General features: G+C 61.2%; 26 protein-coding genes. 11 read left to right on the top strand and 15 right to left on the bottom strand.

Annotated features, from left to right (window positions below):
• Positions 1-75 precede the first annotated feature (75 nt).
• From rplT to LHU53_RS00490, 7 genes are all read right to left on the bottom strand, one after another.
• Positions 76-435 carry a 50S ribosomal protein L20 gene (gene rplT / locus LHU53_RS00520; RefSeq protein ID WP_227330119.1) on the bottom strand — a complete coding sequence of 120 codons (360 nt, stop codon included), beginning with the start codon at positions 433-435 and terminating at the stop codon, positions 76-78.
• 25 nt (positions 436-460) lie between these two features.
• Positions 461-664, bottom strand: a complete 204-nt coding sequence (gene rpmI / locus LHU53_RS00515; protein ID WP_182727227.1) for a 50S ribosomal protein L35 — start codon at positions 662-664, stop codon at positions 461-463.
• A 217-nt stretch (positions 665-881) separates the two neighbouring features.
• Positions 882-1,475 carry a translation initiation factor IF-3 gene (gene infC, locus LHU53_RS00510; RefSeq protein ID WP_227330341.1) on the bottom strand — a complete coding sequence of 198 codons (594 nt, stop codon included), beginning with the start codon at positions 1,473-1,475 and terminating at the stop codon, positions 882-884.
• 85 nt (positions 1,476-1,560) lie between these two features.
• On the bottom strand, positions 1,561-3,474 hold the full coding sequence (thrS, locus tag LHU53_RS00505) for a threonine--tRNA ligase (RefSeq protein WP_227330118.1): 1,914 nt from the start codon (positions 3,472-3,474) through the stop codon (positions 1,561-1,563).
• Positions 3,475-3,614: 140 nt separating this feature from the next.
• Complete coding sequence (locus LHU53_RS00500) at positions 3,615-3,875, bottom strand: hypothetical protein (RefSeq protein WP_227330117.1); 261 nt, start codon at positions 3,873-3,875, stop codon at positions 3,615-3,617.
• Between the two features lie 9 nt (positions 3,876-3,884).
• A complete protein-coding gene (locus LHU53_RS00495) occupies positions 3,885-4,139 on the bottom strand; it encodes a hypothetical protein (protein WP_227330116.1) in 255 nt (84 codons plus the stop codon).
• A 162-nt stretch (positions 4,140-4,301) separates the two neighbouring features.
• Positions 4,302-5,444, bottom strand: a complete 1,143-nt coding sequence (locus LHU53_RS00490) for a cupin domain-containing protein (RefSeq protein ID WP_227330115.1) — start codon at positions 5,442-5,444, stop codon at positions 4,302-4,304.
• Positions 5,445-5,475: 31 nt separating this feature from the next.
• Here LHU53_RS00490 and LHU53_RS00485 point away from each other — a divergent pair, with 31 nt between their 5' ends.
• The gene (locus tag LHU53_RS00485) at positions 5,476-6,006 is read left to right on the top strand and encodes a peptidylprolyl isomerase (protein WP_227330114.1); all 531 of its coding nucleotides are present in this window, start codon (positions 5,476-5,478) and stop codon (positions 6,004-6,006) included.
• A gap of 32 nt (positions 6,007-6,038) precedes the next feature.
• Here LHU53_RS00485 and dut read toward each other — a convergent pair whose 3' ends face one another.
• Together dut and coaBC are read right to left on the bottom strand one after the other, a co-directional pair.
• Entirely contained in the window at positions 6,039-6,488 is a 450-nt protein-coding gene (dut, locus tag LHU53_RS00480) for a dUTP diphosphatase (protein ID WP_227330113.1), read from the bottom strand.
• A gap of 2 nt (positions 6,489-6,490) precedes the next feature.
• Positions 6,491-7,711 (bottom strand): bifunctional phosphopantothenoylcysteine decarboxylase/phosphopantothenate--cysteine ligase CoaBC, encoded by a 1,221-nt coding sequence (gene coaBC, locus LHU53_RS00475; protein ID WP_227330112.1) that lies wholly within the window; start codon positions 7,709-7,711, stop codon positions 6,491-6,493.
• Positions 7,712-7,823: 112 nt separating this feature from the next.
• On the opposite strand from coaBC, the gene LHU53_RS00470 reads away from it, so the two are divergent.
• The 9 genes from LHU53_RS00470 to mdoH all read left to right on the top strand — a co-directional run bounded on the left by LHU53_RS00470 (position 7,824) and on the right by mdoH (position 19,746).
• Positions 7,824-9,491, top strand: coding sequence for a CTP synthase (locus tag LHU53_RS00470; RefSeq protein ID WP_227330111.1), 1,668 nt, complete (start codon positions 7,824-7,826; stop codon positions 9,489-9,491).
• A complete protein-coding gene (gene kdsA / locus LHU53_RS00465) occupies positions 9,491-10,348 on the top strand; it encodes a 3-deoxy-8-phosphooctulonate synthase (RefSeq protein WP_227330110.1) in 858 nt (285 codons plus the stop codon). The genes LHU53_RS00470 and kdsA overlap by 1 nt, the downstream gene beginning before the upstream one ends.
• A 58-nt stretch (positions 10,349-10,406) precedes the next feature.
• Positions 10,407-11,693: a phosphopyruvate hydratase gene (gene eno, locus LHU53_RS00460; RefSeq protein ID WP_227330109.1), complete on the top strand. Its 1,287-nt coding sequence runs from the start codon at positions 10,407-10,409 to the stop codon at positions 11,691-11,693.
• A gap of 8 nt (positions 11,694-11,701) precedes the next feature.
• Complete coding sequence (locus LHU53_RS00455) at positions 11,702-11,977, top strand: septum formation initiator family protein (RefSeq protein WP_227330108.1); 276 nt, start codon at positions 11,702-11,704, stop codon at positions 11,975-11,977.
• A 553-nt stretch (positions 11,978-12,530) separates the two neighbouring features.
• Positions 12,531-13,952, top strand: a complete 1,422-nt coding sequence (locus LHU53_RS00450; protein WP_227330107.1) for a sensor histidine kinase KdpD — start codon at positions 12,531-12,533, stop codon at positions 13,950-13,952.
• Positions 13,953-13,992: 40 nt separating this feature from the next.
• Positions 13,993-14,592: a hypothetical protein gene (locus LHU53_RS00445; protein WP_227330106.1), complete on the top strand. Its 600-nt coding sequence runs from the start codon at positions 13,993-13,995 to the stop codon at positions 14,590-14,592.
• Positions 14,589-15,974 (top strand): sigma 54-interacting transcriptional regulator, encoded by a 1,386-nt coding sequence (locus tag LHU53_RS00440; RefSeq protein WP_078364101.1) that lies wholly within the window; start codon positions 14,589-14,591, stop codon positions 15,972-15,974. Before LHU53_RS00445 ends, LHU53_RS00440 begins: the two co-directional genes overlap by 4 nt.
• A gap of 308 nt (positions 15,975-16,282) precedes the next feature.
• The gene (locus tag LHU53_RS00435) at positions 16,283-17,767 is read left to right on the top strand and encodes a glucan biosynthesis protein G (RefSeq protein ID WP_227330105.1); all 1,485 of its coding nucleotides are present in this window, start codon (positions 16,283-16,285) and stop codon (positions 17,765-17,767) included.
• A complete protein-coding gene (gene mdoH / locus LHU53_RS00430; protein WP_227330104.1) occupies positions 17,743-19,746 on the top strand; it encodes a glucans biosynthesis glucosyltransferase MdoH in 2,004 nt (667 codons plus the stop codon). Before LHU53_RS00435 ends, mdoH begins: the two co-directional genes overlap by 25 nt.
• A gap of 28 nt (positions 19,747-19,774) precedes the next feature.
• Here mdoH and LHU53_RS00425 read toward each other — a convergent pair whose 3' ends face one another.
• The 5 genes from LHU53_RS00425 to LHU53_RS00405 all read right to left on the bottom strand — a co-directional run bounded on the left by LHU53_RS00425 (position 19,775) and on the right by LHU53_RS00405 (position 25,165).
• Complete coding sequence (locus LHU53_RS00425) at positions 19,775-20,524, bottom strand: DUF2894 domain-containing protein (protein ID WP_227330103.1); 750 nt, start codon at positions 20,522-20,524, stop codon at positions 19,775-19,777.
• On the bottom strand, positions 20,521-21,156 hold the full coding sequence (locus tag LHU53_RS00420; RefSeq protein ID WP_370632190.1) for an OmpA family protein: 636 nt from the start codon (positions 21,154-21,156) through the stop codon (positions 20,521-20,523). Before LHU53_RS00420 ends, LHU53_RS00425 begins: the two co-directional genes overlap by 4 nt.
• On the bottom strand, positions 21,156-23,315 hold the full coding sequence (locus LHU53_RS00415) for a DUF802 domain-containing protein (RefSeq protein WP_227330102.1): 2,160 nt from the start codon (positions 23,313-23,315) through the stop codon (positions 21,156-21,158). Before LHU53_RS00415 ends, LHU53_RS00420 begins: the two co-directional genes overlap by 1 nt.
• Positions 23,312-24,010, bottom strand: coding sequence for a DUF3348 family protein (locus LHU53_RS00410; RefSeq protein ID WP_227330101.1), 699 nt, complete (start codon positions 24,008-24,010; stop codon positions 23,312-23,314). The genes LHU53_RS00415 and LHU53_RS00410 overlap by 4 nt, the downstream gene beginning before the upstream one ends.
• A gap of 288 nt (positions 24,011-24,298) precedes the next feature.
• Entirely contained in the window at positions 24,299-25,165 is an 867-nt protein-coding gene (locus LHU53_RS00405) for a plasmid replication/partition related protein (protein WP_227330100.1), read from the bottom strand.
• 91 nt (positions 25,166-25,256) lie between these two features.
• Between LHU53_RS00405 and LHU53_RS00400 the strand changes: the two genes are divergently transcribed.
• Positions 25,257-25,592 carry a hypothetical protein gene (locus LHU53_RS00400; protein ID WP_227330099.1) on the top strand — a complete coding sequence of 112 codons (336 nt, stop codon included), beginning with the start codon at positions 25,257-25,259 and terminating at the stop codon, positions 25,590-25,592.
• Positions 25,593-25,675: 83 nt separating this feature from the next.
• Here the strand turns inward: LHU53_RS00400 and LHU53_RS00395 are convergent, their stop codons facing one another.
• Positions 25,676-26,560 (bottom strand): universal stress protein, encoded by an 885-nt coding sequence (locus LHU53_RS00395; protein ID WP_227330098.1) that lies wholly within the window; start codon positions 26,558-26,560, stop codon positions 25,676-25,678.
• Positions 26,561-26,609 lie beyond the last annotated feature (49 nt).

Genomic DNA, 26,609 nt, shown 5'->3' with positions numbered 1-26,609 from the left:
GCTAGTGCTTTTGCAAGCGCTAGCCCTCATCAATGGTAGCGATTCGCTATACTAAAAATAGCGAACAGTCAGCACTCAAGCTGCCAGCTTGGCCTTGACTTGGGCCACGATACCAGCAAACGCTGCCATGTCATGCACGGCGATATCGCTCAGCACCTTGCGGTCGATCTCGATACAGGCTTTCTTCAGACCGTTGGCGAACTGGCTGTAGGTCATGCCACACTGACGGGCAGCGGCATTGATACGGGCAATCCACAACTGACGGAAGACACGTTTTTTGGTACGACGGTCACGGTAGGCATATTGCCCAGCTTTCATGACCGCTTCTTTGGCGACCCGAAAAACATTACCACGACGACCGCGGAAGCCTTTTGCAAGGGCCAGAACTTTTTTGTGGCGGGCGTGAGCCGTTACACCACGTTTGACGCGAGGCATGTGATTACTCCTTGTTCGTCGTTAATTAAAGACCACGGCCGGGCAACATCTGTGCCATGCGACCCATATCGGTCTCATGAACAGCGGTTGCACCACGCAAATGGCGTTTATTTTTGGTGGTCTTCTTGGTCAGAATGTGACGTTTGAAGGCTTGACCGCGCTTGACGGTGCCACCTGGACGGACGCGGAAGCGTTTCTTCGCCGCGCTCTTGGTCTTCATTTTGGGCATTTTCATGCTCCTTTTTACATTGTGCTCGTGAGGCGTCTGCACTGGGTGTGCAGCCTTGTTGGCCCCGAGCCACTTTTAAAGAGTTGGCATCAATCCAACTCAATTTTGGCAATGAGCTCTCACCCACCACCTTCAAAACAAGAACCAGCAGTCATTTTCAGACCACCGAATCCGGTTTTAAATCCTGCCTGATGCCCACTGAGGGCACCCGATTCTTTCAAGCTGCGACGGCAGCACTATCAGCTGCGACCGGCTTGGCAACCTGCTTCTTGCGACCCGGCGCAATCATCATAATCATCTGGCGACCTTCAAGTTTGGGGAACTGCTCCACCAAAATCAAGTCACCCAACTCATCACGAATCCGGTTCAACAAAGCCATGCCCAGCTCTTGGTGGGTGATTTCACGACCCCGAAAACGCAGCGTGATCTTGCACTTGTCACCTTCGGCCAAAAAGCGCTTGATATTGCGCATCTTGATGTTGTAGTCACCATCATCGGTACCAGGGCGAAACTTGATCTCTTTGATTTCGATCACGGTCTGCTTGGCTTTGGCCTCAGCAGCCTTCTTCTGTTCCTGGTACTTGAACTTACCGTAATCCATCAGACGGCAGACCGGCGGCGTGGCCGTGGCCGCAATCTCCACCAAATCCACATCCAGATCGCCGGCCATGCGCAACGCCTCCATCAGGCTGACGACACCAAGCGGCTCGTTGTCCACACCAGAAAGGCGAACTTCTGGCACCATGATTTCCCGATTTAATCGGTGTTTGCGTTCTTCGCGCTGACGGCGATCACGAAATTCGGTAGCGATGGCTTAATCCTTCACAATAACTGCTACTACAACAGTAGCGATAACCGCACAACACACGCCGGTGAACTGGCTTTTTTCCAGCAACTTAAGTGTTAGATTTGCGAGCAACATCTGCTGACAATTTCTGCGAGAAATCATCCAGAGACATCACTCCAAGGTCTTGACCACCTCGGGCGCGCACCGCGACGGCACCAGACGCCATCTCTTTGTCGCCAATTACGACCAGATACGGCACTTTTTGCATCGAATGCTCGCGTATTTTATACGTGATTTTCTCGTTGCGAAGGTCTGACTGCACCCTAAACCCTTGATTTTGCAGCGTTTTAACCACGTTTTGGGCGTATTCTGCCTGTGCATCGGTGATGTTGAGCACCATCACCTGGGTCGGCGCCAGCCAAGTTGGCAGGGCACCAGCGGTTTCTTCGATCAGGATACCGATGAAGCGCTCCAGGCTGCCCACAATGGCGCGGTGCAGCATCACCGGGCGATGGCGGGCACCGTCTTCCCCGACGTATTCCGCATCCAGCCGCTCGGTCATGAAGAAGTCAACCTGAATCGTGCCGCATTGCCATTGGCGGCCAATGGCGTCTTTCAAGGTGTATTCGATCTTGGGGCCGTAGAACGCGCCCTCACCCGGCGAGATTTCAAACTCACAACCTGAGCGGCGCAGACTCTCGATCAGCGCGTGCTCGGCTTTGTCCCACGACTCGTCCGAGCCAATGCGCGCATCCGGCCGGGTGGCCACCTTGTAAATGATTTTGCTGAAGCCAAAGTCTTTGTACACCTTTTGCAGCAGCGTGGTGTAGGCCACGCACTCATCCAGGATCATGTCTTCGGTGCAGAAAATGTGGCCGTCGTCTTGTGTGAAGCCACGCACCCGCATGATGCCGTGCAGGCCGCCGGTGGGTTCGTTGCGGTGGCACTGACCAAATTCGCCGTAGCGCAGCGGCAGGTCGCGGTAGCTCTTGATGCCCTGCTTGAAAATCAGGATGTGGCCCGGGCAGTTCATGGGTTTGAGGGCGTAGTCGCGTTTTTCCGACTCAGTGGTGAACATGTTGTCGCGGTACTTGTCCCAATGCCCTGTTTTTTCCCACAAGCCCTTGTCAAGGAGCTGTGGCCCCTTGACCTCCTGGTAACCGTTGTCACGATAGACCTGGCGCATGTACTGCTCCACCGCCTGCCACACAGCCCAACCCTTGGGATGCCAGAAAACGGTGCCTGGCGAATGCTCGTCAATGTGGAACAAGTCCAGTTCGCGGCCCAGTTTGCGGTGGTCGCGCTTTTCGGCTTCTTCCAGCATCTTCAGGTGCTGCGCCAAGTCGTCCTTAGTGGCCCAGGCGGTGCCGTAGATGCGCTGCAACATCTCGTTTTTATGGTCGCCGCGCCAGTAAGCACCAGCCACTTTCATGAGTTTGAAGTGTTTGAGCTTGCCAGTGCTGGGCACGTGCGGGCCACGACACAAGTCTTCAAAAGCGCCTTCGCGGTACAGGCTGACATCTTCGTTGGATGGGATGCTGGCGATGATTTCTGCCTTGTAGTGTTCGCCCAGACCCTTGAAGTACGCCACGGCTTCGTCGCGCGGCAACACGCGGCGGGTCACGGGTTCGTCCTTGTTGGCCAGTTCAGTCATGCGTTTTTCGATGACGACCAGGTCGTCGAGCGTGAATGGGCGCTCGAACGCAAAGTCGTAAAAGAAGCCATGTTCAATCACCGGGCCGATGGTGACTTGCGCGCTGGGGAACAACTCTTTGACGGCATAGGCCAGTAAGTGAGCGGTGGAGTGACGAATGACCTCCAGCCCCTCGGCGTCTTTGGCGGTGAGGATGGCCAACTTGGCATCCGAATCCATCACGAAGCTGGTATCCACCGTTTTGCCATTGACTTTGCCAGCCAGCGCAGCCTTGGCCAGGCCAGCACCAATGGAGGCAGCAACTTCAGCCACGGTCACCGCGGCAGGGTAATCACGTTGTGAGCCGTCAGGAAGCGTAATTTGGACCATGATGAGTAAAGCTTGAGGTGGGTTGAGTCAAAAAAAAACGCGGAATTGTCCGCGTTTTACAGTTTATGAAAAGCACATTGTGCTCAAGGCACGCGGGCTACGGCCTTACTTCTCATATTGATGCCGTGCCGTTCGCGGTGTCATAACCAGGTGCCTTTCTCGCTCTTATCCAGATATTGATGACGGTATTTTAACTGCAGCGCCGAGCCCGAACCTTGGCGCGCCAAAACGACCAAGATCGCTATCGCAACGCCGCGATTGGCGGTGTTCCCCTGCAACACCGATTGCCATTTTTTGCTGCATTGGGCGACCCGAGAGTTTGCGGCGATGTCCTGCTTCCAGCAATGTGCCCCGGCCGGGCGCACAAATAAAAAAACCACCCGAAGGTGGTTTTCTGCCAAGCGACTGGCTTACTTGGAAGCAGCAGCTGCAGCGGAGGCGGCAACATCAGCTGCAACTGCTGCGGCGTCAGCAGCACCAGTTGCAGCGGAGGCAGCAGCATCAGCCGACACGGCAGCTGCATCAGCAGATGAAGCGGCAGCAGCAGCGGCATCAGCTGCCGGGGCAGCCACGGGAGCAGGTGCAGGAGCTTCTTCGGTCTTGCTGCAAGCCGACAAGGCAGCAGCGGCAGCGATCACAGCAATCAGGGCGAGGGATTTGTTCATTTACAGGTACCTAAATTTTGAAGAAAGACAATTTTCCGGAAATTGTTGATGCAGTTTTTTTGCACCATCCAAGCACACCCCGCTGATGCGAAATTTGCTTAGCTTTTGATTATAGTCACTTAAGCGCTGGTTTGTCCCATTGACGCCATCGGCCCACTGTGCTTAAGGGCATAACGCCTGCATCCAACCCGCAAGCACCCAGGAGGCCACCTGCTCCTTGGCCTGAAAGCTGAGCATTTTGGCTGCGCTGGCGTCGAGCTGCCGTTGGTTGGCCAGGAGGCGCATCAACGTGGCATCGCGACCGGCGGCACTGAAACTCACGCCATTGATGAAGATGTGATGTTCGTCAAACATCATGCGGGTGCGGCAGTCCAGTCGCAGGTCGCAACCCGCCAACGCGACGTTGTCCAAGTCCATCGCTTCAAACCAGACGTTGGGTTTGGGTTCGGTCATGTATTCACCCAGGCCGCGAGCCAGGGCGTGCTGGTCTTGTAGCGCCTCTTGAACGGCTTTTTCGGCAAACGCGAGCATCGTCGCAGGGATCTCCGCGGGTTGCGCTACCGCGGGCTGATCCGCGTCCCGGTACAGTACCTCACCGAGTGCGTCTTCTGCGTCTTCGGCCAGGCGATGCAGCAGTTCGCTCGCCAGTTCAGCTTTTTTCGGAATGCGAAAACCAATCGAATAGGTCATGCATTCACCCAGCGCGATGCCGTCGTGCGCGTAACCTGGCGGCAGGTAGAGCAAATCCCCAGGTTCAACAACAAACTCCTCTTCCGGCACAAAGTTGGTCAGAATCTTCAGAGGCACACCGTCTTGAAGCACCGGCTTTTTTTGCCTACCGATGCGCCAGCGTCTTCGTCCCTGGGCCTGCAGCAAAAACACATCGTAGCTGTCAATGTGTGGACCAACACCCCCCCCATCGGTGGCGTAGCTGATCATCACATCATCCAGCCTGGCGTCGGGCACAAACCTGAACTGGTTCATCAACGCATGGACGGGTTCGTTTTGCAGGTCAACGCCTTGCACCAGAAGCGTCCAACCGGGTTGTTTCAGTGGTGGCAAGGTCTTGCGCGCCAACGGACCCTGCGCCAGGCGCCAGCCGGGGCTGCTGCCAGGCTCCTGCACCACCAGACGCGACTGCACGTCTTCGTCAGCAGCCAACTCAAACAGCTCGGCACGTTGCAGCAGCGGCTTGAAACCTGGTATCGCCTGGCGCACCAGCAGCGGCTTTTTTTGCCAATAACGTTTCATGAAGACTTGAGGGCTGATGCCGCCGAGCAGCGTCAGCGCTTGGGTGATGTCCATGGGTGGCTCCTGTGATGCGACAATTCTAGGTATGAAAATTACTGAACAATGCGTGGCCGCCCTGAGCTGGACACTGTCTGACACTCTGGGCGAAGAACTGGACGTACTGCACGATCCCGTGGAGTTTTTGATTGGTGGCGATGACCTGTTTCAGGTCATTGAAGACGCACTGCAGGGCTGCAGCGCTGGCAACACGGTCAACCTGCAGATCGAACCCGAACAGGGATTTGGCGAGTACAACGAGCAACTGGTGTTTCTGGAGCCGCGATCGATATTTCCAGCTGAACTCGAGGAAGGCATGACCTTTGACGGCACCGCCCTGCCCGCGGGCTGCAACCCCGACACGCCGCAGGACGCTCTCTACACGGTGACCGAAATTTACCCCGAGCATGTGGTGCTCGACGGCAACCACCCGCTGGCGGGCATTGCCCTGCGCCTGAGCCTGACCGTGCGCGCGGTTCGCGAAGCCACCGAGGAAGAAATCGGCAGCGGCACCGCTGGCACCGGTTTTTTCCGGATCACACCGATGCTGCAGGCGCCCGGCAGCGACAGCCTGCATTGAATGGCACGGGTGCCCTCAGGCGCCCGTAACACTCAAGCCTTGCCGGTGGAGCCGTAACCGCCCTCGCCACGCTCGCTGGCGGGGAACTCCTTCACCACGTTGAAACGCGCCTGTTTCACCGGCACCACCACCAGCTGGGCGATGCGCTCCATCGGCGCAATGGTGAACGCTGTGTCACTCCGGTTCCAGGCACTGACCATCAGCTGGCCCTGGTAGTCGCTGTCAATCAGTCCCACCAGGTTGCCCAGCACAATGCCATGTTTGTGGCCCAGACCCGAGCGCGGCAGGATCAATGCCGCGTAGCCCGGATCCTTGAGGTAAATCGCCATGCCCGTGGGCACCAGTTGCCAGGCATTGGGCTCTAAGGTCAATGGCGCGTCCAGACAAGCGCGCAAATCCAGCCCGGCACTGCCCGGTGTGGCATAGGTTGGCAGCTGGTCGGCCAGCCGCGGGTCGATGATCTTGATATCAATATCTAGCATTTTTAGCCTGCAGCTCTTGTTTTATGTGCGATGTCCGCTATTAATTTACGAGCCAACGCCAGCTTGGAGTCACGCGACAACTCGCGCACACCCTGCTCATCCACCAGCAGCAAGGTGTTGTCGTCCTGACCAAAGGTGGCCGGGCCGATGTTGCCCACCAGCAGGGGCACACCTTTGCGCAGGCGTTTGGCCTGGGCATTGGCCAGCAGGTCCTGGCTTTCTGCCGCGAAGCCGACGCAAAACAGCTCGCCGCGTTGCGCTCGAGGTGACTGCGCCAGCGTCGCCAGAATGTCGGCGTTTTCCACAAAGCTCAACGCGGGCGGCTTGCCTGAGCCGTCTTTTTTGATTTTGTGCTCAGCCTCTTGCGCCGGGCGCCAGTCGGCCACAGCGGCAGTCGCTACAAAAATATCAGCTACTGGCGCTTTATCCATCACGGCTTCGAGCATATTGGATGCTGAACGCACATCCACACGCAGAACACCACGCGGCGTTGGCAGGCTGACCGGACCGGCCACCAGCGTGACTTTAGCACCCGCTTCGCGTGCGGCACGGGCAATGGCAAACCCCATCTTGCCACTCGACAGATTGGTGATGCCACGCACCGGATCCAGCGCCTCGTAGGTCGGCCCGGCCGTCACCAGCACATGCTGACCTTTGAGCAACTTGGGCTGAAAAAAAGCAATCAGCTCATCCAGCAGGTCCTGGGGTTCCAGCATGCGACCGTCACCCGTTTCACCACAAGCCTGCTCACCGGTTCCCACACCGAGCACCACCGCGCCATCTGCCGCCACCTGCGCCAGGTTACGCCGGGTGGCCGGGTGTGACCACATTTCGCGGTTCATGGCAGGCGCCAGCAGCAGCGGCACCGTGTGGGCAGGCCGTGCCAGGCACATCAAACTCAACAACTCATCAGCTTGCCCGTGCGCAAGTTTGGCGATGAAATCAGCGCTGCAGGGCGCGATCAGGCAGGCATCGGCTTCGCGGCTCAAGTTGATGTGCGCCATGTTGTTGGCTTCGCGCGCATCCCACTGGGAGGTGGCCACGGTGCGCTGGCTCAGCGCCTGCATCGTCACCGGGGTGATGAACTGCTCGGCAGCGGCTGTCATCACCACCTGCACCGACGCGCCCGCCTTGATCAGCAACCGGCACAGCTCGGCAGATTTGTAACAGGCAATGCCACCGGTGAGGCCCAGAACAAGATGTTTTCCAGCAAGGTCTTTCATGCGCCGCAATGTAACAGAGGTGTACCCGGGTACAGGGGGTAGACATGTCAGCCAGTGGCAAGCTTCTATAATCCATTTTTACCAGCTCCATGAGCGTGCAGCTCCCCTCGACATGACCAAATTTGTCTTCGTCACCGGCGGCGTGGTGTCTTCCCTGGGCAAGGGAATCGCTTCTGCCTCACTCGCCGCGATCCTTGAATCACGTGGCCTCAAAGTCACTCTGATCAAATTGGATCCTTATCTGAATGTCGACCCCGGCACGATGTCGCCCTTCCAGCATGGTGAAGTGTTTGTGACCAATGACGGCGCAGAAACCGACCTCGACCTGGGCCACTACGAGCGTTTTATTGAAACGCGCATGAAAAAGGCCAACAACTTCACCACCGGCCAGATCTACAAAAGCGTGCTTGAGAAAGAACGCCGTGGTGACTACCTGGGCAAAACCGTGCAGGTGATCCCACATGTGACCAACGAAATCCAGGACTTCATCAAACGCGGCGCCGACTTTGGCACACCGGATGCCGTGGATGTGGCGATTGTGGAAATCGGCGGCACCGTGGGTGACATCGAGTCGCTGCCGTTCCTGGAAGCAGTGCGCCAGCTCAGCCTGCGCCTGGGGCCGAATCAGGCCGCCTTTGTGCACCTGACCTATGTGCCGTGGATCGCCGCCGCCGGTGAACTCAAAACCAAACCGACCCAACACACGGTGCAAAAACTGCGCGAGATCGGCATCCAGCCCGACGCCCTGTTGTGCCGCGCTGACCGCAACATCCCCGATGACGAGCGCGAAAAGATCTCGCTGTTCACCAATGTGGCGCAATGGGGCGTGATCTCCATGCCCGATGTCGACACCATCTACAAGGTGCCGCGGGTGCTGCATGAGCAAGGGCTGGACGGCCTGATTTGTGACAAGTTGCGCTTGAACACACCGCCCGCCAACCTCAAGCGCTGGGACGATCTGGTGTTTGAGACCGAGCATCCTAAGGGCGAAGTCACCATCGCCATGGTGGGTAAATATGTGGAGCTGAGCGACAGTTACAAGTCACTCAACGAGGCATTGCGCCACGCCGGCATGAAAAGTCATGTGCACGTCAACATCAGCTACATCGACTCGGAAACCCTCTCGCCTGACAACGTGGCGCAGCTGGCCAAATTTGACGCCATTTTGGTGCCGGGTGGTTTTGGTGTGCGAGGTGTCGAAGGCAAGATCTGTGCGGCGCGTTTTGCCCGCGAAAACAAGATTCCTTACCTGGGCATCTGCTTAGGGATGCAAGTGGCCACCATCGAGTTTGCCCGCCATGTGGCCGGCTTGAAAGATGCCAACAGCACCGAGTTTGTGCCCGATTGCCCCCATCCGGTGATCGCCCTGATCACCGAATGGAAAGACGCCGACGGCAGCATCAAGACACGCACCGAAGACTCGGACCTGGGCGGCACCATGCGCCTGGGCGCACAAAGCTCGGACGTGGTCAAGGGCACGCTGGCGCACAAGATTTACGGCAATGTGGTCACCGAACGGCATCGCCACCGCTTTGAAGCCAATGTGAATTACCTGGATGCGCTGCGCCAAGCCGGGCTGGTGATCTCGGCGCTGACCCAGCGGGAGCACTTGACTGAAATTGTCGAACTGCCGCAAGCGGTGCACCCGTGGTTCATGGGGGTGCAGTTCCACCCCGAGTTCAAGTCCACCCCCTGGGCCGGGCACCCGCTGTTCAACGCGTTCGTGCGCGCAGCGCTGGACCACCAAGTCAAAACCACTCCTGAGAAAGCGCTGGCCTGATGAAACTCTGTGGTTTTGAGATTGGCCTGGATCGGCCGTTTTTCCTGATTGCCGGGCCCTGTGTGATCGAGTCCGAGCAATTGCAAATGGACACGGCGGGCACGCTGAAAGAGATCACGACCAGCCTGGGCATCCCGTTCATTTTCAAAAGCAGTTTTGACAAGGCCAACCGCTCCAGCGGCGCCACCTTCCGTGGCCCCGGCATTGACAAGGGCCTGGAGATTCTGGCCAAGGTCAAGCGTGAACTCGGTGTGCCAGTGCTCACCGACATCCATTCTGAAGACCAGATCGCCCAGGTGTGCTCGGTGGTGGATGTGTTACAGACCCCGGCCTTTTTGTGCCGCCAGACCGATTTCATCCGCGCCGTGGCCCAGAGTGGCAAACCGGTGAACATCAAGAAGGGCCAGTTCCTGGCCCCCGGTGACATGAAAAACGTCATCGACAAAGCCCGCGCTGCGGCGCGTGAAGCGGGTCTGGTGGAAGACAACTTCATGGCCTGTGAACGCGGTGCCAGCTTTGGTTACAACAACCTGGTGAGCGACATGCGTTCGCTGGCCATCATGCGCGAGACCGGTGCGCCGGTGGTGTTTGACGCCACCCACTCGGTGCAACTGCCCGGCGGCCAAGGCACCAGCAGTGGCGGTCAGCGCGAGATGGTGCCGGTGCTGGCCCGTGCGGCCGTCGCGGTCGGTGTGGCCGGCCTGTTCATGGAAACCCACCCGAACCCGGCGCAGGCCATGAGCGACGGCCCCAATGCGGTGCCGCTCAAACACATGAAAGCCCTGTTGGAAACCCTGCTGGACCTGGACCGGGTCACCAAAAAGCACGGTTTTCTTGAAAATGACTTTTCGGCGTGATCCAATCACGCCCATCCACCATCTCTTTTCTCGTGTGTTTAACTACTGAAAGAAGCCAATGAGTGCAATCGTAGATATCGTCGGTCGTGAAATTCTGGACTCCCGTGGCAACCCCACCGTCGAATGCGACGTGCTGCTGGAAAGCGGCACCATGGGTCGCGCCGCCGTTCCCAGCGGTGCGTCTACCGGCAGCCGCGAAGCGATCGAGCTGCGCGACGGCGACAAAACCCGCTATCTGGGCAAAGGCGTGTTGAAAGCTGTCGAGCACATCAACACCGAAATTTCCGAAGCCGTGTTGGGCCTGGATGCGTCGGAACAAGCTTTCCTGGACAAGACCCTGATTGACCTGGACGGCACCGACAACAAGTCCCGCCTGGGCGCCAACGCGATGCTGGCCGTCTCGATGGCGGTGGCACGTGCTGCTGCTGAAGAATCCGGCCTGCCGCTGTACCGCTACTTTGGCGGCATGGGTGGCATGCAAATGCCGGTGCCGATGATGAACGTCATCAACGGTGGCGAACACGCCAACAACAACCTGGACTTGCAAGAGTTCATGATCATCCCGGTGGGTGCCCCCTCTTTCCGCGAAGCCCTGCGTTACGGCGCAGAAGTGTTTCACGCGCTGAAGAAGATCCTGCATGACAAGGGCATCAGCACCGCCGTGGGCGACGAAGGTGGTTTTGCGCCCAAGGTGGAAGGTGGCCATGAAGCCGCGATCCAGCTGATTCTTGAAGCCATCGACAAGGCCGGTTTTGTGGCCGGTGAACACATCGCCCTGGGCCTGGATTGCGCTGCCAGCGAGTTCTACAAAGATGGCAAATACCACCTCGAAGGTGAAGGCCTGGTCTTGAGCGCTGAGGAATGGACCGACATGCTGGCCACTTGGGTCGACAAATACCCGATCATCAGCATCGAAGACGGCATGGCCGAGGGCGACTGGGACGGCTGGAAAGTCTTGACCGACCGTCTGGGCAAAAACGTGCAGATCGTGGGTGACGACTTGTTTGTGACCAACACCAAGATCTTCAAGGAAGGCATCGACAAAGGCATTGCCAACTCGATCCTGATCAAGATCAACCAGATCGGCACTTTGACCGAAACCTTCGCCGCGATTGAGATGGCCAAACGCGCCGGTTACACCGCCGTGATCAGCCACCGCTCGGGCGAAACCGAAGACTCGACCATTGCTGACATCGCCGTGGGCATGAACGCGGGCCAGATCAAGACCGGTTCGCTGAGCCGCTCGGACCGCATGGCCAAATACAACCAACTGCTGCGCATCGAAGAAGACCTGGGTGAAGTCGCCAGCTACCCGGGCCGTGCCGCGTTTTACAACCTGCGCTAACACCACCTGTGGGTAGCCGCCTCGTCCCGTCCCTGCTGATTGCCCTGCTGGTGGTTTTGCATGGGCAACTGTGGCTTGGACGAGGTAGCCTGCCCAACGTGGCCAAGTTGCGTACCGAACTGTCTGAACAGAATCAACGCAACAGCCAGGCCATGCTGGCCAACCACCAACTCGAAGCCGAAGTGCGTGACCTGAAAGAAGGCCTGGAAATGGTCGAAGAGCAGGCGCGCATGGAGCTGGGCATGGTCAAGACGAACGAAATATACGTTCAGATTTCACGCTAAGCCGCCTTGGTGGCGGACCAGCGCTTTGACATGGCACCCAGCAGGTTTTCCTCGCACCTGGACAGCTTGAGGTGAGCGCATCGCTCTACAATGGGGGCGTCTGTCGTGTTCGCTGGGCTGTATATTCCTTGAACCAATGCTCATTGAGCCAGGGCTTGGAACATTGTGTTGTTGGCGTGATCATCTCGCGTTAGATGAACCCAAGACGACGCTGACCTCGCCCACCTGAACCCCGGTTCAGGATGCCGGTCTGGTGCCACGGCAGACACCTTTCTTTATCCATCCAGAACGGGTCGAGATTTTTTGCAACACCAGCCCACCGTTGCTGGGAAATGCAAGGCTTGTTCAGCCATGTTGAGCCTGACCTCACTGCCCGCAGATCAGGCGCGGTCCAAAAAGAGTTGAATGCTATACCTATAGTAGCAAATCAGTTGAAAACTCTCACCATCTCCCAGATAAGCTTCATTGACACCTGCGTCTGTCCGATGAACACGCACCACAGCGGTCAGCGGCGCGTCTCGTACCGTGCCCAGCCCGACTAGCCCGTCCCCCCATGCTGCAGAAATTTTCGTTCCGGCAACTCCTGGTGATCGCGTTTTTGCTGATTGCCGCTTTGCTGGGGGCCGCCTCACTGCGCGCCCTGTTCACGCTGGAAGAGCTCACGCTGCAAAGCCGCGATGGTGCGGCGCGTTCGCTGGAGCTGGGCCAGCTGGCCCAGTCGCTCAGTGAGCTGAGTGTGTCGATGGAGCGCACCTCGCGCCAATCGGTGGTGCTGGATGACCGCGTGCTGCGTGCCCGTGTGGCAGAGCAGGCGCGCGAAGCCAGCACGCTGTTGGCCAGCCTGAGCACCGCGGGCCTGTCGCACCAGCGCGCGCAGCAATGGCGCGCCCATGTGCAAACGGTCAACGATCTGTTGACCGGCCCGCCCGAGACCGCGCTGGAACGGGAGCGCGAGTTGGCGCATAGCTTTCGAGAACTGGCCAGCGTTAATGCGGCTGTGGCGGTGCAGGTGCAAAAGATCATCCAGCAGCGCAACCAGGCGCTGGAGGCCAAGCTGGAAGACAGCCGCAGCCGTCTGGCGCAGCAGGTCACCTGGGCGATTGTGCTGGCGGTGGCCATGGCGCTGGCGTTTGGCGTCTGGTTCACGGTGCCGCTCAAGCGACTGGAAAACGCCATTGTGGACCTGGGTGAGAACCGGCTCGATGACGCCATCACCATCCGTGGGCCGGTTGACCTGGCCATGGTGGGCCAGCGGCTGAACTGGCTGCGCCTGCGCCTGGTGGAGCTCGATGCCGACAAATCACGCTTTTTGCGCCATATTTCGCACGAACTCAAAACCCCGCTGGCCTCGCTGCGCGAAGGGGTCTCGCTGCTGGAGGACAGTGTGGCCGGTGAACTCAACCGCGAACAGCGCGAAATTGCCCAGATCCTGCGCCATAACACCAATGTGTTGCAGGGCCAGATTGAAGACCTGTTGCGCTTCAACACCGCGGCGTTTGACGCGCGTCAGTTGAAACGCCAGACCATTGACCTGCTGCAGCTGATGGAAGCCCAGGCGGACGCCCAGCGCCTGCCCTACCGCGCCCGCGAGCTGACCGTCACGGTGCTTGGCCAGCCCACGCTGGTGCAGCTGGACCCCGACAAGATCGGCACGGTGCTGGGCAACCTGTTGTCCAATGCCATCCGCTACTCTCCGCCCAAAGGGGTGATCCGCCTGGAACTGAGCACGCTGCCGCGTCTGGTGCGCATCGACATCCACGACCAGGGTGTGGGGGTGGCGCAGGCGGACCGCGAGCGGATTTTTGAGCCGTTTTACCGTGGCGAACGCCAACCCACCGACGTGGTGCGCGGCAGTGGTATTGGCCTGTCCATCGTGTATGAGTACATTGCCGCCCACGGCGGGCGCATCGAGCTGCTGCCCGCCCCCGTGGGTGCCCATTTCAGAATCGAGTTACCCCATGTTTTTAAACCCTGATTGTTGTGCGCGGCCCCCTCGTCGCCTGCGCCGAGCCGGATTGTTGACCTCTGTCGCGCTGGTCATGTTGACGGCGGGTTGCGCCAGTTCCGTCGGCCAGGGCGGCAGTGCGACGGTGAACCCAGCCGCCGCGCCAGCGCTGCCCGCCAGCTCGGTGCTCTGCCAGCCGACACCGCCGGTGGCACACACCGCACCGCAGGCGTCTGAGCCCGTCCTGAGCCTGCTGGTGTATGCCGAGCGGGTGCGGCGCATGCAGCCCGCAGAATGGAGCCAGGAAGTGACCCGGCTCGGTGATGCCGCCAGCCCCACCGACCAGGTGCAGCTGGCCCTGGTGCTGAGCCAGTTTCGCCAGTTGCCAGAGTTCCAGCGTGCCCAGGACTTGCTGGGCCGGGTGCTGGCCAACCCCAGCGAACAAGCGCTGCACCCGCTGGTGGGGCAACTGGCCTATCGCCTGGGGGAGCAACGCCGCCTGGAAGACTTGCTGGACAAACAAAACCAGCAGACGCGTGAGCTGCAGCGCAGGCTCGACCAGACCACCGACCGGCTGGAAGCCCTCAAGGCGATTGAGCGCAGCCTGACCAGCCGCCCACCCCAAACCCCGGCCTCCAACAGCCGTGGCAGCCACACACCCGCCCCATGAGCCCGCCGCTGAACACACCGCCCGCACCCGGGCCGCATCTGCTGGTGGTGGATGACGACGCCGACATGCTGCGCCTGCTCACCATCCGACTCACAGCCGCCGGGTACCGGGTCAGCGCGGTGCGCTCTGCCGAGGACGCTTTGACCCAGTTGTCTATCGAGCGGCCCCAGCTGGTGCTCAGCGATGTGCGGCTGCCGGGGCGCGACGGCCTGGCGCTGTTTGACGACATCCGCACCCAACACCCCTCGCTGCCAGTGATTCTGCTGACCGCCCACGGCACCATTCCCGATGCGGTGCAGGCCACCGAGCGCGGTGTGTTCTCGTACCTGACCAAGCCGTTTGACGGCAAAGCGCTGCTCGACAAGATTGCGCAGGCGCTGTCGCTGAGCGCGCTGTCCCAGTCCAGCCGACCCGGCAGCCCGCCCGCCTGGCAAGACCAGATCATCAGCCGATCCAGCCGCATGGCCGAGGTGCTGGCCGAGGCGCACATGGTGGCGCAGTCGGACGCCAGCGTGTTACTGCGGGGTGAAAGTGGCACCGGCAAGGAGCTGCTGGCCCGGGCCATCCACCAGGCCGGTACACGCGCCAAAAAACCCTTTATTGCGGTGAACTGCGGTGCCATCCCAGAAGCCCTGCTCGAGTCGGAATTGTTTGGCCATGTCCGGGGCGCTTTCACCGGCGCGGTGTCCAACCACATCGGCCTGTTTCAGACGGCCGACGGTGGCACCCTGCTGCTTGACGAGATCGGCGACATGCCCTCAGCGTTGCAGGTCAAGCTGCTGCGGGTGCTGCAAGAGCGCACGGTGCGCCCGCTGGGCGCCAGCCAGTCCACGCCGGTGGATGTGCGCATCATCTCGGCCACCCACCGCGACCTGGACCAGGCCATGGCTGAGGGCCAGTTCCGCGCCGACCTGTATTACCGGCTCAATGTGGTGACCCTGACCTTGCCACCGCTGTCAGAGCGGCGCGAAGACATCGCGCTGCTGGCCAACCATTTCCTGGTCAAACTGGCCAGCAAATACAACAAACGCCTGAGCGGTTTTGCGCCCGAGGCATTGATTGCCCTGACCACCGCCGCCTGGCCGGGCAATGTGCGCCAGCTTTACAACGTGGTGGAGCAGGTCTGCGCCCTCTCGACTACCCCGCTGGTGCCACTGACCCTGGTGCAACGTGCCCTGCGTTCACCCAGTGTGGAGGTGCTCAGTTTTGCCGAGGCCAAACAACGTTTTGAGCGCGATTACCTGGTGGGTCTGCTCAAGCTGACCGACGGTAATGTGGCCGATGCCGCCCAGCTGGCCGACCGCAACCGCACCGAGTTTTACCGCCTGATGCAAAAACACGGCTTGACGCCCGGCCTGTTCAAGGCCGACCACGGCGCTTAATGCTTGTCGCCCGCCTGCGACAGGCGTCGCTATCAGGCGACAAAATAAACCGTTGATTTCAAAAGAGTTTTTCTTTTCCACCGGTATCTTGTCGCTGTTTGGCGACAAAAATGCGGGTTTCAGCCGAGTTTTTTGCTGTTTTCCCGGCCAGTTATTCCAGATGGCACCCAAGTCATTGATTTATATAAACTTTTATAGACTGGCATAGGGTTTGCACTAGGGGTGGCATGCCATCCTTTTTTCACCCTTCTTTTCAGCGTCGCGCATCTGCCGTTTCGACCCAGTTTGTGGCCCTTCTGGTTGCCGGTATGCTGACTCTGGCCGCTGATCAGGCCCAAGCCTGGGGTTTAGACGATGTGGCGGCACTGGCCCGTGCGCAGGCGCAAGCGCCCTTCAAACCGGCCAACCAGGCCATGCCCACCGAGCTGGCCAATCTGGACTACGACGGTTACCGCGACATCCGCTTCAGCCCAGACCGCAACTTGTGGCGTGCCGACAAGCTGCCGTATGAGGCCAATTTTTTCCATGTTGGCCGACTCAGCGACATCGTTCGCCTCAACGAAATCACCGCGCAGGGTGTCAAGCCAATTCCGTACAACCCGGCCGACTTCAACTACGGGCAAAACAAGCTGTCGCCCCAAACCTGGGGTGACCTCGGTTTTGGTGGCCTGCGCACCTTCAGCCACCTGAACACGGCCGATCACAAGGACGAGCTGGTCGTTTTTTCAGGCGCCAGCTACTTCCGGGCGCTGGGTGCCGGGCAACGTTATGGCCTGTCGGCACGCGGGCTGGCGGTGGACACCTCGGGCGCCAACCCAGAAGAGTTTCCACGGTTTACCGAGTTCTGGCTCGAAAAACCGGGTGTTGGTGCCAAACAACTCACCATTTACGCGCTGATGGACTCAGCCCGCATGACTGGCGCCTACCGTTTTGACATCACTCCGGGTGAGCAAACCATCACCGAAGTGCATGCCCGTGTCTTCATGCGCGCCACCGACCAACCGGTGGCCACCCTGGGCCTGGCGCCACTGACCAGCATGTTTTTCTTTGGTGAGAACCAGCCCCGCAAAGAAGACTTCCGCCCCGAAGTGCACGACTCCGACGGCTTGATGATTGCCACCGGCGAAGGTGAATGGTTGTGGCGGCCATTGCAGAACCCGGGCGCGGCGATCACCACCTCGTTCAGCATGGCCAGTCTGAAAGGTTTTGGCCTGATGCAGCGTGACCGCGCCTTCCACAGTTATGAGGACACCGAAGCGCGTTATGAACTGCGGCCCAGCGCCTGGGTCACACCACTGGGCGACTGGGGCCCGGGCCGGGTGGAGCTGCTGCAGTTTGGCATTCCCGACGAAACCCACGACAACGTGGCCGCCTACTGGGTACCCGCCAACATGCCCCAGCCGGGCCAGTCGATAGATTTTGCCTACACGATCCACTGGCAGGGCCAGAACCAGCAGCTGCCGCCCAATGGCTGGGTGACGCAGTCACGCCGTGGCACGGGCTACCTTCGGCCGGGCGCTGAGGTGCAGGACCAGCACCAGTTTGTGCTGGATTTTGCCGGCCCGGCCCTGGACGCCTTGCCCGAAGGCGCACCCGTGCAGGCCATGGCCAGCAGCAACGCCAATGGCCGGGTGATTGAAACCCTGGCCTACAAAAACCCGGTCACCGGCGCCTGGCGCATGACCCTGCGTGTGCAGCGGCTCAACCCGGCCCAGCCGGTTGAACTGCGCGCCTTTCTGCAACACAACCAACAAACACTGAGCGAAACATGGACCAACCTGATCACACCGTGAGCGCAGCCAACCCACGCAGCCTCTTGCGCGAAGTGCGGCACCCCAACGCCGTCACCGCGCCACCGATCCATCGCGGCTCGATGGTGCCGCGCCCGTGGCGTGGTTTCTGGAACAGCCTGGCCAGTGTGGCGCTGCAGTCCGTGCTGAAGCTGACAGGCGGTGCGGCGGCCCAAACTGAGCCAGCCACGTCGAAGGCGACAGGGCTGCAGCCCTGGCAACACGCTGCCCAACGCCGGCGCATGGTGTTTGTGCTGCTGACCGTGATCAGCACGGTGCTGGCCACCACCCTGTTCACCGACATGCAGCCCGACTACGACAACGCCTTCTGGCAATACGGGCAGGCCACGCTGTTTGGCCTGTTGTCGGCCTGGGTGGTGACCGGTTTCATGACCGCGATGATGGGTTTTTACGTGATGCTGCGGGGTGACCGCCACAGCCTGTCGGCCAAACAGGTGCAGCATCACGCGCTGGACGCGACTGCCCGCACCGCCATCATCATGCCGATTTGTAATGAGGATGTGTCCACCGTGTTTGCTGGCTTGCGCGCCACCTGTGAGTCGGTCGCTTTGACAGCGCATGTCAAAACCTTTGACGTGTTTGTGCTGTCCGACAGCAACGACCCGCTCATCCAGAAAGCCGAACGTGCCGCCTGGGAAGAACTGCGCAGCCAGCTGGCCAGCCAGCCCGACCGGCCCCACGTCGAGGTTTATTACCGCCTGCGCAAACGCCGCAGCGACCGCAAGGCCGGCAACGTGGCCGACTTCTGCCGCCGCTGGGGCAAAGACTACCGCTACATGGTGGTGCTGGATGCCGACAGCGTGATGAGTGGCGACTGCCTGGTCTCCATGGTCAAGCTGATGGAAGCCCACCCCACGGCAGGCATCATCCAGACCGCCACCCAGGCCATCGGCCACGTCACCCTGCACGCCCGGGCACAACAATTTGCCTCACGCGTGACCGGGCGCCTGTTCACACTGGGCATGCAGTACTGGCAAATGGGCGAGTCACATTACTGGGGCCACAACGCCATCATCCGCATCGCGCCGTTCATGGAACATTGCGCGCTGGCGCGTATTTCTGGCACCGGCGGCATGTCGGGCAGCATCATGTCGCACGACTTTGTCGAGGCCGCGCTGATGCGCCGCGCCGGTTACAACGTCTGGCTGGTGGGCGACCTGGTGGGCAGCTACGAGCAACAACCACCAGATCTGCTGGCCGAATTACAACGCGACCGCCGCTGGTGCCAGGGCAACCTGCAAAACTCGCGGTTGATCGCCGAACCCGGCATTCACCCGGTGCACCGCTCGATGTTTGCCACCGGCGCCATGGCGTATTTGTCGGCGCCCTTGTGGCTGAGTTTCATGACCCTGGGCACCGCGTTGTGGTTGTCGGGCTCCCCCATGGTGGCCGACTGGCTGCAACTGCCCGGTGAACTGATGGCACTGTGGGCCTGGACGCTGTGTATGCTGTTTTTGCCACGGGTGCTGGGCATCACCGCGGTGCTGCTCAAGGGCCAGCAAAACAGTTTTGGCGGCACCGGTAGCCTGCTGCGCAGTGCCGTGCTGGAAACCGTGATTGCCCTGCTGCAAGCCCCGGTGCGTATGCTGGCGCATTCGCTGTTTGTGGCGGTGGCCGTCACCGGCCTCAAGCTCGAATGGAAATCGCCCCCACGCGAAGCGGCCGCCGTGCCATGGCGCCATGCGCTGGCGCAACTCGCCCCGATGAGCCTGATGGTGGTGGCGCTTGCTGTGGGTGTGGCCATGATCGACCCACGCGCCCTGGTCTGGCTGCTGCCGGTGGGCCTGCCCCTGCTGCTGGCCATCCCGATGGCGGTGGTCACCAGCCGTGTGGGCCTGGGCACCGCGATGCGTGCCCACAACTACCTGCTGATTCCCGAAGAAACCAAGTCCCCGGCTGTGCTGCGCCGCGCCTGGCTTCACGCCAGTCGGCTGGCGGCGCCGCGTTTGAGTCTGGCCTGATCCCTCGCTGCCCCGTGGCGCTGGGTGATCAGGCTTGACCCCGGCGCGCAGGGCGGCTTGTTTTCTTGGTGCCCGAAGTGGCTTCGGTCGTTTTTTTGGCAGTGGCCTGCTTCGGTCTACCTCCTTGGTCCAGGCCAAGCAGCGTATCCACGTACGAGGTCAAGCGGTTGAGGTAGTCGGGGGAAATATCGCGCATCAAGGCCAGCGAACGCAGCACCAGGCTGTGGGAGTTGATCGGCCCCGCGTTTTTGGGTGCCTGGACCAGGGCTTGTGTCACACGCTTGTTGGCACTGAGTTTGGCCCAGGTCGCTCTGAAATACGGAGCCGCTGTCAACTCCGGGCCCAGCCCAACGCGGCCGATCTCGCCCAGACGGTCAGCGCCACCGGGCGACTGGGGTGGGGACAACTGACCGGCCAATGCCCCCAAAGGCGTGCTGTGGACCTTGTTTCTGAGCCTGGCGATGCCGGAGGTCACCGCGGCAAAGTCCCCCAGCTCGTAGCGCCGCTCCAGCTCAGCCAGCGCCTGCGGGTGCTGCACCGCCACCCGATCCAACGCCTCGCGGGTCTGTGTTTGGGCCCGCTCAAAGTTGTCTCTCAGCCTCACCAACGCCTGAGCCAGTTTGACGTCAAGCAAGCGTTTGACCGGACCCTGCTGGGCGTTTGCGCGCCGGGCCAGCGCTTCCAGGTAAAAGAACCCGACCGGGTCGAATTTGGCCGCACCACGCTGGCGCAAGGCGTCGATGTCCGGCGTCAGCCCGCCCGGGTCAGCGTCCTTCATGGCGTCGGTGTTGACGTGCTGTTCCGGGGCACGGGCGCCATTTCCACGCGCCGGTTTTGCGCCCGCGCGGCCTCATCCACATTGGGCGTCATCGGCTGCTCAGCGCCAAAGGCCGCAGCGAACACCAAACCCGAGGGCATGCCTTCGTCGATCAGGGCCCGGGTCACCGTCAGCGCGCGCTGGGCCGATAACTCCCAGTTGTCGGCAAACTGGGCGTTGCCGTCGCGGATGGAGCGGTCGTCGGTGAAGCCACTGACCATCAGCAGTTCGTTGCGCGACGCCAAATAGGCCCGCAGCGGCGTCACCAGGCTTTTCAGCAGTTGTCGGCCCTCGGGTTGCAACTGGTCAGAGTTCAGCGAGAACAGCACCCGGCCACTGATGCCGATGCGCCCGTTGTTCAAAGTGATGCGGCCCGTCGCCAGAGGGATCGCCAAAGCCTTCTCCAGGGTCATGCGGCGTTGTTCTTCGATCTGGCGCTTTTTGACCTCGGCTTCCAGGTTGGTGGCCAGCTCCAGCTGCACGCCGAGCACCGCCACCAAAATCAGCACAAACGCCCCCAGCAGGCCCGACATCAGGTCACCAAACACGGCCCAGACCGGCGCCGTGTGTTCCATCCCGTCACTGTCCTGCATCAGCGCACCTCTGAGGCCGAACGCCCTGGCAGTCGACGCAGTTCGTCAAAGATTTCCTTCTGGGACAGGGTGCTCAGGTCGATGATTTCGCGCGCCTGCGCCACGTAATAGGCGAGCTGCTCGTCACTGCGCACCATCGACTTGTCCAGCGCCGCTTCGATGCGTTGCAGGCTGCCAATCAGCTGTTCATTGCCAGCCGTGAAGGTCTGGACCGCAAAGCCGAAGGTTTCGCCCAGGCTCGCGACGTCAAGAGCGCTGCCGGTCACCTGCGCGGCGATGTCAGAGAGTTTGCCGGTCTCGGCATCCATCCGCTCAGCAAATTGGTTGCCGGTCTGATTGAGCGCCTGGGCTGACGAGGCCACCAAGCTGTCGATCACGGCGCGTTGCGCCACCGAGGCCTGTTGGATGCCATCCAGCAAGGTGTTCAGCGTGGCCAAAATGCGACTGCGCTCCGCCAGCAGGTCGTTGTCACGGGCGATGCCATCAGATATTTCCTGGCGCAGCTGACCGATGACGTCGGCTGCGGCGCGTGGCGCCTCGGACGCGGTGTCGATCAGCCGCCTGATCGGGTCTTCCAGCGCCGTGCCCAGCGTCACCAAATGGCTGGCCACCGCCGTTTGCAAGTCACCCAGACGCTCCACCGCCGCCTGACCGCGCCGGGCCTCGTCATCGCGCAGCTGGCCAAGTTCCTGGCGCAGCAGGCTGGCCAGTTGCGCCATCTGTCCCTGGTGTTGCTGGACCCAGTCAGCCTCTGAGGCCAGGCAGGTCTGGATCAGCTGCTCTGACTGACCCATCAGCCGGGTGATTTCACTGAGCGTGCTGTTGGCGCTGGCATGTGCCCGCTGGGCCATGTCTTGGGCCGTGCTGGCCAGGGTGGCACAAATCTGCTGCTGCTGGGCCTGCGTTTGCGCACCGGCTTGTTGCCATGCCTGCCGCAAATCGGCCGTCATGGTCGTCAACGCGTCTTGCCAGGCCTGTTGACGCTGCGCATCCGCGATGGCCTGTTGGCTCAGCTGCTGGGCTTGCCCATTGGCAACCGAGGTCAGCAGTGCCCCAGCATCCGCGTGAAATTGCGCATTGAACGCGGTCAACGTGGCACCCAGGGACGTGACCACACCGGCACTGGTGCGTTCGTGGCTGGCCAGCGCCGCCTGCCAGGTTTGGTCGACGGTGGCCGCGGTGGCGCCAAATTGGGCGCACAGCCCGTCAACCTGGGCTTGCGCGGCATCGATCACGCGCTGGTGCAGCATGCGCGATTCTTGCGCCATGGCGGCCATGGCGGACGTGATCACCGGTTGGATGCTTTGGCCAGCCGTCTGGGCGCTTTGTGTCAGGCTGTCCTTGAGCGATTGGTCCACCGAGGCGGCCAGATCGCTGTAGAGGCTTTTGACCTCGCCATGAAAGCTGCTCTGGTTGCTGAGCAAACGCTCATTGAGCTGCTGGCTGGTGCGCTCCATCTGGCCGATCATGGCCTGCAGTTGGGTCACCACCACAGGCAGGGCCTGGGCTTGCGTGGCGAGCGCCTGATACGCTTCCTGGCGCTGATGGGTGTGTGAAAACTGGCGCAAGCGGGTGGCAATTTGCGTGTCGAGCCGTTGCGACGCCTGCAGCCTGTCGCGCCGACTCAGGGCCGACATCAAGCCCAGCATGGCCGATGCCGCGACACCCGCGACTGAGGTGCCAAACGCCAACCCTAAACCTTTGATGGGTGCTGCCAGCGCGTTGCGGATGGTTTGCAAATCTGCCGTGCCTTCGAGCGAGAAAGCCGCCCCATTGAGGGTGACCACCATGCCGAGAAAAGTGCCCAGCATGCCCAGCATCACCAGCAGACCCACCAGATAGGGGGTGAGCGCCGGGCCTGGCAAGCCGATGCGCTCGCCCTCCACGCGCAGCCGAACCGGGTTCTGCAGCGATGCCGGCACCTGGTCCAGCCACGCATGCAAGTCGGTCAGCGGCTCAGGAACGGCTGCCAGCGCCGCGGTCAGGCGCGCGCTATCCTGGCGGAACTGGCGCAATTCCAGCGCACCCAACCCGTACACCAAGCCGATGAGGACGGTCATCACCATGGCCAGAACAGGGCCGCCCATGAAGCCGACGCCCACCCAGGCGATGGCCAGCAGACCCACCGCGAAGGCGAGCGAGAAAAGATGTCTATTCATGACGGTTGGGGCATTTCAAGGTTGTAGGCTTCAATGAGCCCAAGTGTGGGTTCCAGCCGGGCGTCCAGCTCTGCCAGCAGCACGGCTTGCATCTCCTGGCCAAAGCGCGTCAGCCAGGCTGGGGACGTCTCGGGAGAGAGCGAATTCACGGTGTCGGGTGTGTCAGCAGGCGCTGGCGGATGCGCTTGGCGCAGACGTTCAAAGCGCTTGGCCAGCAGCGCAGGCAGCGTGGAGAGCAATTGCCGCTCACGTTCACACAGCGACTTGTCGAAAACGGCGTCCAGCGCGGCCAGCTTCGCCAGTGTTGGCGAGGTTCTGGCCAGCACCTCCCGCACCTGCAGACGAAATGGGCGAAGGCTCGCCTCCATGTCGCGTTGATGCGCCGAATAGGCTCGACGGTACGGTTCATACGACGCGGTGGCCGGCACCGGCCAGTCCACCGTCGCCAAGCCATCCCGCAGACGCGTGAACTGCTCAGTCAGGTTCGTTTTTTCTGAGGCGCCAGAGCGCGACGGCGGCGTGGCGCCCGCGGCAAGCACCGCATGCAAGGTGATCGCGTCATCCAGGTTCAGCCACTGCGCCAGGTCTTCTGCAAATGCCGTGCCCGGCTCGCAGGCCTCCACCAGCGCCAGGTCCGACAGAACGCGAATGAGGTTCGAGCTGTGAAAGTTCTTGCGTGTCAACGCGCGCGGCATAAAAAAGTCAATCAAAAAAATAGCGAGTGAGCGACCCGATGGACACCCGCTGATCGGCTTGCACACTGGTTTCTGGGGAGGTCTGATCCCTCTGCCAAGGCTTGTGGGAGCGCGTGCCCAAAGGGCCGCATCCCGGCTGTCAGGTCACCACTGACCGTCTGATAGAAGACACATCGCAGCGGGTTGGGGGCTATTGAAGCCATCCACGGAGATCCACCGCCACATCACACAGACACATGGGATGGCGCTGATTTTACCTGCCACGGCCTGGGCGGGTGCCGGTGTGGCTCAGCCCAGGCGGCTGGCTTTCTCCAGCAGACCCAGCACCTGTTTGCGCAAAGCATCGTTTTCTTTTTCCAGCTGGGCAATGCGGCGTTTCAGGGCGCTGACCTCATCACCTGCCGTTGGAGGCTCCGGTACCTGCGCGAGCGCCTCCTGATCGCTGGTGTCTTCAGGCATCACGCGTGGTTTGCGCTTGGCCTCGCGCACCCGTTTGGCGGCCTGCTTGAGTTCATCGGCGCCACCCACGGCCGCTGCCACCTGCTCGGGTGCGGACAAACTCGCCACCGCAGCGGCCGCGTTGAGGGAAATCGCCCCGGATCTCAGCGCCGCCACCACTTCAGGCGCCGCCTGCTTCTGGATCTTTTCAATCAACACCACCTGGTTGCTGCTCAGGCGCGCCGCCCTGGCGATGTCGTCGCGGCTGGCCAGTGGCACCGTGGACAGCGGCGGCTGATCGGGCGCAACATCGTCCCAAGGCGGCGTCTCCCCCGGCACGCTGGCGTCATCGGCGGTGGCCTGCGCGCTCGCGGGGGTGGAGGTGCGGCCACGGCGGGCGGCCAGGATGTCGCGTTTGCGCAGCGCCAGGATGCCACGCTGGAAGTCCGACACACTGCGCCGGCCCAGGTGCTGGTCAATCATCCACAGGTGGACATCTTCCAGGCTTTTGAACAGCGTGCTTTGTGTGGTTTGAAACGGCAGGCCATGCGCCTGGCAGATCGCATAGCGGTTGTGCCCATCCACCAGCACCTCACCCCACAACACCAGGGCGTCCCGGCATCCTTCGGTCAAAATGCTGCGTTCCAGGGCGGCGTATTCCTCCGGGGTCAACGGATCAATGTAGGCTTTCAGTTCTTCGTTGACGATGATGTTCATAAATAAGGCGTCGGGACTGGCGTTTAAACAAAAGGGGCGCGCATTGTAGGCAGCGACAATAACGCCAGACAAATGATGGATGGATGCTGAATTGAAAACGAAATTGCGCTGGTCTGTGCGCCTGGGAGCGCACGAATGGGCCAAACACACTTATGAGCGGTCGGCAGACGACCCCCTGCGTTTGTTGGGCCGTGCCCGCAAGGGGCAGCAAAGCGGTGCGCTTGCCAAGCTGGGCGATGCGTTTGTCCTGGTGGTGGGCGACCATGTAACACCCCTGGGCCAGGCTGACAACAAGGAATTGGCCGCCGCTGCAGCGCATGCCAAGCCGGATGAAGGGACGTTTGCCTGTGCGCCTGCGCCTGTCGCGGCGAAGGTCGCCCCGACCGTGGTGATCATCAAACGCCGCCGAATCCCTGCGCCGCATTGACCCGGGGACGCTCGGGCGCCAAGGAGGCGCTTTGCGTCGCGGGCCCGGGCTCGGGCTCGGGCTCGGGCCATTTTCGAGGCCGTTCACACAGAAAGCAGCAGGTCACCCTGCAGTTCGGCCAGGACGTGTTTGGTGACACTGCCCAGCAGGATCTCTTCCAGCAGGCTGTCCCCGTGCTTGCCCATCACGGTCAAATCGCAGTCGAACTCTTGTTCCTGCTCGATGATGCGCAAGGCCGGATCGCCGTGCAGCACCAACAGGCTGGTGTCAGCATGGCTCAGTCCGGCTTGGTCGCGCAAGGCCTGGAGCTTTTGGATCGCCTCCTGCCTGGCCACGATCCGGTAACGTTGGATCGTGTCATCGTCCACACTGGCATAGCGCAAGTGCCCCTCGAAGGGCACTTCAAAGGTGTGCATCAACACGATGGTGGCCTGGGGCGCGACGCTGCGTGCGTGCTGGATCGTCCGCAGCGACGAGGGTGAGAAATCGACCGCGACCAACAGCCGCTTGTAAGCCTCGTGGGGCGGTTGCTTCACCACCAGCACGGGGCACTTGGTCATGCCCAGCACGCGCCAGGCCGTGGTTCCCAGCGCGTGGTGGCGAATGACACTTTCGCCCTTGGCACCGCACACCAGCAAACCCGCTGGCAATCCATCGGCTTTTCGGGCCAGTTCGGTGAGCAAGCTACCGGTTGCGACCTGGGTGTCAGGCGCCACGCCAAAGCGCCGCTGGAGTGTGGCCGCCAGGTCCTGGAGCTTGCTCCGGGCCGCTTCCAGCACCCGGTGCTCCAGGTCGCCCGGCGTGGCGCCCATCAGCTGGCGCAGCCGCTCCAGCGGCGCCAGGTTGGCCACGTGCAACAGGTCAAGCGACGCCGCCGTGTCTTGGCTGACCAGGGCCGCGCGTTCCACCGCGTGGCGGGCCGGTGCCGACAGGTCGGTGGCCGCCAGGATGTGTTTGAGTTGATGCATGGTGTCTTCCTCCTTCCCGATTGATGACATGGATCGGTCGACGCTGGCA

The organism is Rhodoferax sp. U2-2l, from assembly GCF_020594515.1.
Taxonomy (GTDB): Bacteria; Pseudomonadota; Gammaproteobacteria; order Burkholderiales; family Burkholderiaceae_C; genus Rhodoferax.
The sequence above is the reverse complement of the archived record's forward strand: the minus strand, read 5'-3'. Positions and strand labels throughout refer to the sequence as shown.